At 70.9% G+C, this 9,438-nt stretch carries 11 protein-coding genes; all 11 read left to right on the forward strand.

The window, feature by feature from the left end:
* The first annotated feature begins 32 nt into the window (after positions 1-32).
* Genes hemB through BMZ92_RS34075 form a run of 11 tightly spaced genes read left to right on the forward strand, consistent with a single transcriptional unit; the run spans position 33 to position 9,257 of the window.
* Positions 33-1,004 carry a porphobilinogen synthase gene (gene hemB, locus BMZ92_RS34025; RefSeq protein WP_091516281.1) on the forward strand — a complete coding sequence of 324 codons (972 nt, stop codon included), beginning with the start codon at positions 33-35 and terminating at the stop codon, positions 1,002-1,004.
* Positions 1,005-1,013: 9 nt separating this feature from the next.
* Positions 1,014-1,529: a hypothetical protein gene (locus BMZ92_RS34030; protein ID WP_245783415.1), complete on the forward strand. Its 516-nt coding sequence runs from the start codon at positions 1,014-1,016 to the stop codon at positions 1,527-1,529.
* A complete protein-coding gene (locus BMZ92_RS34035; RefSeq protein WP_091516283.1) occupies positions 1,526-1,945 on the forward strand; it encodes a DUF3093 family protein in 420 nt (139 codons plus the stop codon). The genes BMZ92_RS34030 and BMZ92_RS34035 overlap by 4 nt, the downstream gene beginning before the upstream one ends.
* 13 nt (positions 1,946-1,958) lie before the next feature.
* Positions 1,959-2,279: a hypothetical protein gene (locus tag BMZ92_RS34040; protein WP_143250011.1), complete on the forward strand. Its 321-nt coding sequence runs from the start codon at positions 1,959-1,961 to the stop codon at positions 2,277-2,279.
* An 11-nt stretch (positions 2,280-2,290) separates the two neighbouring features.
* Positions 2,291-3,592, forward strand: a complete 1,302-nt coding sequence (gene hemL / locus BMZ92_RS34045) for a glutamate-1-semialdehyde 2,1-aminomutase (RefSeq protein WP_091516287.1) — start codon at positions 2,291-2,293, stop codon at positions 3,590-3,592.
* Entirely contained in the window at positions 3,589-4,215 is a 627-nt protein-coding gene (locus BMZ92_RS34050) for a histidine phosphatase family protein (protein ID WP_091516289.1), read from the forward strand. Before hemL ends, BMZ92_RS34050 begins: the two co-directional genes overlap by 4 nt.
* Complete coding sequence (locus BMZ92_RS34055; protein WP_091516292.1) at positions 4,212-4,784, forward strand: TlpA disulfide reductase family protein; 573 nt, start codon at positions 4,212-4,214, stop codon at positions 4,782-4,784. Before BMZ92_RS34050 ends, BMZ92_RS34055 begins: the two co-directional genes overlap by 4 nt.
* A gap of 48 nt (positions 4,785-4,832) precedes the next feature.
* Complete coding sequence (locus tag BMZ92_RS34060) at positions 4,833-5,606, forward strand: cytochrome c biogenesis CcdA family protein (protein ID WP_091516293.1); 774 nt, start codon at positions 4,833-4,835, stop codon at positions 5,604-5,606.
* Positions 5,603-7,210: a cytochrome c biogenesis protein ResB gene (gene resB / locus BMZ92_RS34065; protein WP_091516296.1), complete on the forward strand. Its 1,608-nt coding sequence runs from the start codon at positions 5,603-5,605 to the stop codon at positions 7,208-7,210. The genes BMZ92_RS34060 and resB overlap by 4 nt, the downstream gene beginning before the upstream one ends.
* A 2-nt stretch (positions 7,211-7,212) precedes the next feature.
* Positions 7,213-8,184: a c-type cytochrome biogenesis protein CcsB gene (ccsB, locus tag BMZ92_RS34070; protein ID WP_091516299.1), complete on the forward strand. Its 972-nt coding sequence runs from the start codon at positions 7,213-7,215 to the stop codon at positions 8,182-8,184.
* Positions 8,184-9,257 carry a MinD/ParA family ATP-binding protein gene (locus tag BMZ92_RS34075; protein WP_091516301.1) on the forward strand — a complete coding sequence of 358 codons (1,074 nt, stop codon included), beginning with the start codon at positions 8,184-8,186 and terminating at the stop codon, positions 9,255-9,257. Before ccsB ends, BMZ92_RS34075 begins: the two co-directional genes overlap by 1 nt.
* Positions 9,258-9,438 lie beyond the last annotated feature (181 nt).

Consider the following 9,438-nt stretch of genomic DNA (forward strand, 5'->3'; position numbering starts at 1 on the left):
GTCATCAACCACCCCGGAGTACCGTCGTAACCGTGTTTCCCGAGCATCGTCCCCGCCGGTTGCGTACCACTCCCGCCATGCGGCGGCTCGTCAGTGAGACCACGCTCCGGCCGCGCCAGTTGATCCTGCCGCTCTTCGTCGCCGAGGGGATTGACCAGCCGCGGCCCATCGCGAGCATGCCGGGCGTCGTGCAGCACACGCGTGACACGCTGCGCAAGGCCGCCGTCGACGCGGTGCGGGCCGGGGTCGGCGGCCTGATGCTCTTCGGCATCCCCGCCACCCGGGATGCCGTCGGCTCCGGGGCCATCGACGAGAACGGCATCCTCAACGTCGCGCTGCGGGACCTGCGCAGCGAGCTCGGCGACGACACCGTCCTGATGGCCGACACGTGCCTCGACGAGTTCACCGACCACGGTCACTGCGGCGTGCTCGACGCCGACGGCAACGTCGACAACGACGCCACCCTCAAGTTGTACGCGGAGATGGGCGTCGCGCAGGCCCAGGCCGGTGCGCACATGCTCGGGCCCAGCGGGATGATGGACGGCCAGGTCGGCGTGATCCGCCAGGCCCTGGACGACGCCGGCCTCACCAACACCGGCATCCTCGCCTACTCGGCCAAGTACGCCAGCGCCTTCTACGGCCCCTTCCGCGAGGCCGTCGACTCGCAGCTCAAGGGTGACCGCAAGACCTACCAGCAGGACCCGGGCAACGCCCGCGAAGCGCTGCGCGAGATCGAGCTGGACGTCGCCGAGGGCGCGGACGCCGTCATGATCAAGCCGGCGCTGTCGTACCTCGACATCCTGCGCGCGGCCGCCGAGGGCTCGCCCGTGCCGGTCGCGGCCTACAACATCTCCGGCGAGTACGCGATGGTCGAGGCGGCCGCGGCGAACGGCTGGCTCGACCGCGAGCGCACGATCCTCGAGGTGCTCACGTCGATCCGCCGCGCCGGTGCCGACATGATCCTCACGTACTGGGCCACCGAAGCCGCCGCCTGGCTGGACTAGTCTGTCCGCGTGACCGAATCGGACGACGAGCGCCGGGCCAAGGGGCTGCCACCCGCGCCCCTGCTGCCCGGCGACGAGCCCGTGCCCGTGGACCCGCCGAAGCCGGTCAAGGCGTCGTTCTGGCTGTGGGTCTCGTCCGCGGTCGTGTTCGTCATCGGGTACGCGGTGATCTTCTTCGCCCGCGGCAGGTTCATGGACGACATCGTCAAGGCGAACCGGAACCCCGCCGTGAGCGCCGAGCAGATCCGCTCCGGCACCACGGTGCTCCTCGCCGTGCTGCTGGTCGGCGCGATCTCCTTCGCGGTCCTCTACACGCTCTTCGCGTACAAGGCCCGGCAGGGGACCCGCTCCGCGCGCACGGTGCTCACCGTCCTGATGGCGGTCACCGTCGTCTTCCAGCTGGTCCAGCCGTTCGCGAACGTCATCACGCTGCTCGCGACGCTCCTCGGCCTCATCGCGCTCCTCCTGATGTACCTGCCGCAGTCCAACCCGTACTTCCCGAAGGTCAACCGCAGGGCCCCGTGAGCGAGCCGCGGTACGTCGAACACGGGGCGAGGTGGACGGCCCTGCTCTACGGGCCCCTGTTCGCCCTGCTGGGGTACCTCGCCGAACTCGCCACGGGCACGACGCACGCGATCGCGTGGGTGCTCGTCGGGCTGGGGCTCGCCGTGATCACCGCGCCCTGGGTGCACGCGCGCCGCCGCTTCCTCACCGTCAAGGTCACCGACACCGAGCTCTGGCAGGGGCGCGAATCCCTGCCACTGGCCGAGATCGCCGAGGTCGACGACGTCGGCGCCCCCGCCGGGGCACGCGTGCTGGGCGGCGGCTGGAGCACCCCGCGCAAGTACGACGAGCTGCCCATCCGCCTCACCGACGGCACCGTCGTCCTCGCCTGGGCGCGGGACGCGCGAGCACTGCGTGCCGCGCTCGGCCGGGCGTGAGAGTCTGGCTCCCGTGAACACTCAGCCGAAGCTGCATCAGCCGCGGCGGGCCCTGGTCGCGGTGGTCGAGGTGGTGCTGGCTGCCGTCGCCGTCTGGGCGGCCTTCCCCGTGTGGCACCACGGCGTGAAGACGCTCACGGTGCACCTGTCCGACGGTGTGGTCCTCACCTCGACCCGCCTGCTCGGCAGCTGGGTGGCGGGTGCGATCGGCCTCGGCCTCGTCGCCGCGCTGTTGCTCGTCGACGCCGTCCGCGAGGTGCTGCTCGCCACCCGCGCCAAGCACCGCGAACCGAAGCCCGAAGGGCGGTTCGCGGGCACGCTCGACGAGGTGTGAGACTGGCAGTCGTGACGCACGGAGTCGATCAGTCCAAGGCATGGTTCGCACGCGCATCGGCCGCGACACCGGGTGGCGTGAACTCGCCGGTGCGCGCGTTCAACTCGGTCGGTGGCACGCCGCGGTTCATGGTCAAGGGCGAGGGCGCGTACCTGTGGGACGTCGACGGGAACCGCTACGTCGACCTCGTGTCCTCGTGGGGGCCGATGATCCTCGGGCACGCGCACCCCGCGGTCGTGGAGGCCGCGCGCACGGCCGCGACGGGCGGCCTGTCCTTCGGCACCCCGACCACCGGTGAGGTCGAGCTCGCGGAGGAGATCATCTCCCGCGTCGACCCGGTGCACCAGGTGCGGCTCGTCAACTCCGGCACCGAGGCGACGATGAGCGCCATCCGGCTCGCCAGGGGCTTCACCGGGCGCAGCAAGATCATCAAGTTCGCCGGCTGCTACCACGGGCACGTGGACGCGCTGCTCGCGCAGGCCGGCTCGGGCGTCGCGACGCTGGGCCTGCCGACCTCCCCCGGCGTCACCGGTGCGCAGGCCGCCGACACGATCGTCCTGCCCTACAACGACCTCGGCGCCGTGCGGAAGTCCTTCGAGGACAACCCCGGCGAGATCGCGGCGATCATTACCGAGGCCGCGGCGGGCAACATGGGCGCGGTCGCCCCGGTGGACGACTTCAACGCGGGCCTGCTCGAACTCGCCCACGCCCACGGCGCGCTGCTGATCATGGACGAGGTCATGACCGGCTTCCGCGTCTCGCGCTCCGGCTGGTTCGGCCTGGAGGCCGTGCCCGGTGACCTGTACACCTTCGGCAAGGTCATGTCCGGCGGGCTGCCTGCGGCGGCGTTCGGTGGCCGCTCCGACGTGATGAGCAAGCTCGCCCCCGGCGGCCCCGTCTACCAGGCCGGCACGCTCTCCGGGAACCCCGTCGCGGTCGCGGCGGGCCTGGCGACACTGCGCGCGGCGGACGACGACGTGTACCGCGCCCTCGACGCGAACTCGCAGCGCCTGGGCGCCCTGTTCACCGAAGCGCTCAACGCGGCCGGGGTCGCGCATCACGTCGCGTACGCGGGCAACCTGCTCAGTGTGTTCTTCACCGAGGAACCGGTGCGCAACTACCACGACGCGACCAGCGCCGAGACCTGGCGTTTCCCGCCGTTCTTCCACGCCCTGCTCGAACGCGGCGTGTACGGGCCCCCGAGCCCGTACGAGGCGTGGTTCGTGAACGCGGCGATGGACGACGCCGCGTTCGAGGTCATCGAAGCCGCGCTGCCCGCCGCAGCCGCCGCCGCGGCGGAGGCGGGCCGGTGACGACCGTCGTCCACCTGCTCCGGCACGGCGAAGTGCACAACCCGGACAACATCCTCTACGGCCGCCTGCCCGGGTTCCGGTTGTCCGAGCGCGGGCAGCGGCAGGCGCTCACGGTCGCGGAAGCCTTGGCGGGCCACGACATCACGCACGTCGTCGCGTCGCCGCTGCAGCGTGCGCAGGAGACCGGCGCGCCCATCGCCGCCGCGCACCGGCTGGACGTGCACACCGACGAGCGGCTCATCGAGGCCGGGAACCAGTTCGAGGGCAAGCGGGTCGCCGTCGGTGACGGGGCCCTGCGCAACCCGCGGCACTGGCCGATCCTGCGCAACCCGTTCGTCCCGTCCTGGGGCGAGCCGTACCTGCACATCGCGCGCCGGATGCTCGGCGCGGTGTACCGGGCCCGCGCGGCGGCGGAGGGGCACGAGGCGTTGTGCGTCTCACACCAGCTGCCGATCTGGACGCTCCGCCGGTACCTCGAAGCGAAGCCGCTGTGGCACGACCCGCGTCGCCGCCAGTGCTCTCTCGCGTCGCTGACCAGCCTCGTCTTCGACGGTGAAGAGCTGGTGGACATCGTGTACAGCGAACCGGCCGGCGCCACCGACCCGAAGGTCACCGGCGCATGAAACGGCTGTTCGTGGGATTGCTCACGCTCGCGCTGCTGGCCGGTTGCTCCACGGGCAAGGACGCGGTGTCCCAGGGCGACACGTTCGAGTTCGTCGCTCCCGGTGGCAAGACGGACATCGTCTACGACGTCGGCGACCGCAAGCACGTGCCGAACCTCTCCGGCGACGACCTGATGAACGAGGGCAAGCAGCTCTCGCTCGCCGACTTCACCGGCAAGGTCGTGGTGGTCAACATCTGGGGCCAGTGGTGCGCGCCGTGCCGCACGGAGTCGCCCGAGATGGAGAAGCTCTACCAGGCCAACCAGGCCAAGGGCGTGCAGGTGCTGGGCTACGACGTGCGCGACTACGACCGCTCCGCGCCGCAGGACTTCATGCGTGACCGCGGCCTGACGTACCCGTCGCTCTACGATCCGGCCGGGCGCGGGCTGCTGAAGCTGTCCGGCTACCCGCTGAACGCCGTGCCGTCGACCATCGTGATCGACAAGCAACAGCGCGTCGCCGCCGTCTACCTGCGCACTCTGCTCGCGAGCGACCTCCAGCCCCTCGTGCAGCAGCTGGCCGCGGAGTAGCCCGGCCCCGAAGAGTTCACACCGAACTCACTGCTTACTCTCAGCAGGGTGAACTCCGTGACCGAGCTGGCGACCTCCGGGCCGCTGCTCCTCGCCGCCGGAGTCGCCCTCGTCGCCGGCGCGATCTCGTTCGCCTCGCCGTGCGTCGTCCCGCTCGTGCCCGGGTACCTCGCATACCTCGCCGCGCTCGTCGGCGCGGACGCACCCGCCGTCACCGCGGACGAGGAGCGCAAGAAGGGCCGGTACGCCGTCGTCGGCGCGGCCGCGTTGTTCGTCCTCGGGTTCACCGTTGTGTTCGTCGCCGGGCTCGGCACGCTGGTCTGGCTGGCCGACGCGGTGCTCGGCAACCAGGAGCTGCTGCAGCGGATCGGCGGCGTCGTGACGATCGCCATGGGCCTGGTGTTCCTGGGCCTGATCCCCGCGCTGCAGAAGGACATCCGCTCGCACCGGGTCCCGCGCGGCGGCCTGCTCGGGGCGCCGCTGCTGGGTGCGGTGTTCGGCCTGGGCTGGACGCCGTGCATCGGCCCGACGCTGTCCGGCGTGCTCGCCATCGCGACCGCGAGCGGCAGCACGGGCGCACGCGGGTTCCTGCTGGTCCTCGTCTACTGCCTCGGCCTCGGCCTGCCGTTCCTGCTGATCGCGTTCGGCGCCCGGTGGGCCGTCCGCGCCACGGACTGGCTGCGCCGCAATGGCCGCCGCGTGCAGCTGTTCGGCGGCGGGCTGCTGCTGGTCGTCGGGGTCCTGCTGGTCACCGGGCTGTGGGGTGAGCTGGTGAGCTGGCTGCGCGACGCCTTCGTCACGGACACGGTGCTTCCGCTGTGACCGCCACCGAGGCCCGGCCGACGCCGCAGTACCGCCCGACGCCCGCGAAGCGGGTGCTGGGCTTCCTGCGCAACACCTGGCGCGGCCTGACCGCGATGCGCACCGCGCTGATCCTGCTGTTCCTGCTCGCGCTGGCCGCCATGCCGGGCGCGTTGTTGCCGCAGCGCTCGCTCAACCCGACCAAGACCAGCCAGTACATCACCGCCCACGGCTGGTGGGGCACCCTGCTGGACCGGCTCCAGTTCTTCGACGTCTACTCCAGCGTCTGGTTCTCGGCGATCTACCTGCTGCTCATGGTGTCGCTCGTCGGCTGCCTGACGCCCCGCAGCTTCGAGTACGTGAAGCAGATGCGCGCGAAGCCGGTGCTGACGCCGCGGAACCTCGCGCGCATGCCGCACTTCCGCGAGGCCACCGTCGAGCGCTCGATCGACGACGTGCTGGCCGGGGCGCGGACGCGGTTCCGCGGCTGGCGCACCGACGAGCGCGAGGAGGCCGACGGCGCCCGCAGCATCAGCGCCGAGCGCGGGTACCTGCGGGAGACCGGCAACCTGGTCTTCCACTTCGCGATGCTCGGGCTGATCGTCGCGCTGGCGCTGGGCAAGATGTACACCTACGAAGGCCAGGTGATCGTCCAGGCGACCGGCGGCACGGACTCGCAGTTCTGCAACTCCGGCATCTACGCCTACGACTCGTTCAACCCCGGCCTGCGGGTCGACGGCACCGACCTGGAACCGTTCTGCATCAAGGTGAACGACTTCACCGCGCAGTACACCGAGTCGGGCGAGCCGATCCACTACTCGTCGAACATCGAGTACCAGTCGGGCGGCGACCTCACGACCGGCACCTGGCGGCCGTACCTGCTGGAGGTCAACTCGCCGCTGCGCACCGCGGGTGACCGCGTCTACCTGCTCAACCACGGGTACTCGCCGCAGTTCACCGTCACCTACCCGGACGGCGAGGTGCGCAAGCAGGCGATCCAGTGGGTGCCCGAGGACACCAAGACGTTCCTGTCCCAGGGTGCGGTCAAGTTCGACCCGCCCGGCGTCACCGACGCGGCGGAGCGCCGGAAGCGGCAGCTCGCGATCACCGGCGTCTTCGCGCCGACGTCCTTCGTCCACGGCGGGGTGCTCACCTCGACCGCGCCCGTGCTGAACAACCCGATGGTGGCGGTCGACGTCCTGCGGGGCGACCTCGGCCTCGACTCCGGGCAGACCCAGTCGATCTTCAGCGTCGACCAGTCCATGATCGACGACGGCAGGCTCCAGCGGGTCGCCCGCCAGAACCTCGCCGTCGGGCAGTCGATCACCCTCGACGACGGTACGAAGATCAGCTTCGACGGGGTCCAGCAGTGGGTCGCGCTGCAGGTCTCCCACGACCCGACGCAGGTGTACGTGCTGGTCTTCGCGGTCGCGATGCTGCTCGGCCTGGGTGGTTCGCTGCTGGTCAAGCGGCGGCGGGTGTGGCTGCGGGTCCGGCCTGCGGATGGGGACGGAAACGGTACCGTTGTCCAGGTGGGCGGACTCGCCCGCACCGACCAGGCGGGCTACGGCGAGGAGTTCACCCGGCTAGCGGATGAGCTGCTCACTGGCGGAAAGAGGAAGTAGAAGTGCCTGTCAACGAGACGTTGTCCCAGTACAGCGACTGGTCCTACACCACCGCGACCGCGATCTACGTCCTGGCGCTGGTCTTCTTCCTCATCGAACAGTCCTTCGGCGCCAAGGGCCGCCGCGCGGCCGAGCGCACCAAGACCCGGCAGCTCGTCGGCGCCGGCGCCCCGGTCTCCGGGACGACCGCCGACGTGCCCGAGCCGCCCGCGCCCCGCGGCCGCGCCGAGCGGATCGGCCGGATGGGTGCCTCGCTGACCGTGCTGGGCGTGCTGCTGCACTTCGCCGCCCTGCTCCTGCGCGGCCTCGCGACGCACCGCGTGCCGTGGGGCAACATGTACGAATACATCATGGCGGTGACGTTCATCGCCGTGGTGACGTGGCTGTGGGCGATCCGCAAGTTCCCGGTGCGCCACCTGTCCGGCTTCATGCTGCTGCCGATCGTGATCCTGATGTTCATCGGCGGCACGATGCTGTACACCGTCGCGGCCCCGGTGGTGCCCGCGCTGCAGTCGTACTGGCTCGTCATCCACGTGTCCGCCGCGGCGACGTCGTCGGGCATCTTCCTGGTGCCGGGCGTGGCGAGCGTCCTCTACCTGGTCCGCAACGCCTACGACCGCAACCCGCGCCGCTTCGCGCGGTTCGGCCCGAAGCTGCCCGCCGCGGACGTGCTGGACCGCGTCGCGTACCGCACCACGGTGTTCGCGTTCCCGCTGTTCACCTTCGGCGTGCTGTGCGGGGCGGTCTGGGCCGAGTCGGCGTGGGGTCGGTTCTGGGGCTGGGACCCCAAGGAGACCACCGCGTTCGTCGCCTGGGTGGTCTACGCCGCGTACCTGCACTCGCGGGCCACGGCCGGCTGGCGCGGCACCCGCGCGGCGGTGATCAACACGCTGGGCTTCGCGGTCACCGTGTTCAACCTGTTCTTCGTCAACCTGGTCACGACGGGCTTGCATTCCTACGCCGGGGTCGGCTGATGACGGATCCTCGCGAGTTCTCCGAGGAGCGCACGGACTCCACGGCCCATCCGGGACGGCAGCCGCAGCTGCCGCCGTTCCCGCCGGGCTACGACCCGAACCTGCCGCCCCTGCAGCCGAACTCGCCGTATCCGCCGCTGCCCCAGCCGTCCCGGCCCCGGCCGGAGATGTCCAGTCACGTCGTGCGGCCGCCCAAGCGCCCGCCCCGGTCCGGCTGGCGCAAGGCGGTGTACGTCGGCAGCGGGAAGCTGATCAACCCGGGGGAGAGCCCGGCGGAGCGGCGGCAGCGGGAGCTGGTGGCGCGCGTCAACCAGCCGCTGCGGGGCTGCTTCCGGATCGCGATGATGAGCCTCAAGGGCGGCGTCGGCAAGACCACGATCACCACCACGCTGGGCGCGACGTTCGCGTCCCTGCGCGGGGACCGCGTGATCGCCGTGGACGCCAACCCGGACCGCGGCACGCTGTCGCAGAAGATCCCGATCGAGACCACCGCGACCGTGCGGCACCTGCTGCGGGACGCCGACAAGATCACCCGGTACAGCGACGTGCGGGCGTACACGTCGCAGGGTGAATCGCGGCTGGAGATCCTCGCGAGCGAGCAGGACCCGGCGGTGTCGGAGGCGTTCTCCGAGACCGACTACCTGCGGGTCGTGAGCCTGCTGGAGCACTACTACAACATCGTGCTGACCGACTGCGGCACGGGCTTGATGCACTCCGCGATGAAGGGCGTGCTGGACTCGGCGGACGCACTGGTCGTGGTGTCGACGGGCTCGGTGGACGGCGCCACGAGCGCCTCGGCGACGATCGACTGGCTGGAGGCGCACGGCTACGGGGACCTGGTGAAACGGTCCATCGTGGCGATCAACTCGGTGCGCCCGAAGGCGGGCTCGGTGGACCTCGACAAGCTCGCCGCGCACTTCGGGGCGCGGGCGCGGTCGGTGTGCCGGATCCCGTTCGACCCGCACCTCGAAGAAGGCGCCGAGATCGAACTCGAGCGCCTGCAGCCGGCGACCCGGCTGGCACTGCTGGAACTGGCCGCCGCGATGGCGGACGCGTTCCCGCTGAAGGGCTAGTTCTTGCGGGTCGTGACGTTGGTGACGCGGGTGAGGGCCTGAGGTGAGGGGACGGGTCTTTCGGCGGCAGGATGAGAAGTACCACTAACTCGTCCGTCACGACTGAAAGACCCGTCCATGCTCCACCGTAATGCCCCGCTGTCGGTCGAAGGCCGGCGGCGGTTGGTCCAGCGTTGTCAGA

Origin of the sequence: Amycolatopsis sacchari (assembly GCF_900114035.1) — a bacterium.
Taxonomy (GTDB): domain Bacteria; phylum Actinomycetota; class Actinomycetes; order Mycobacteriales; family Pseudonocardiaceae; genus Amycolatopsis_E; species Amycolatopsis_E sacchari.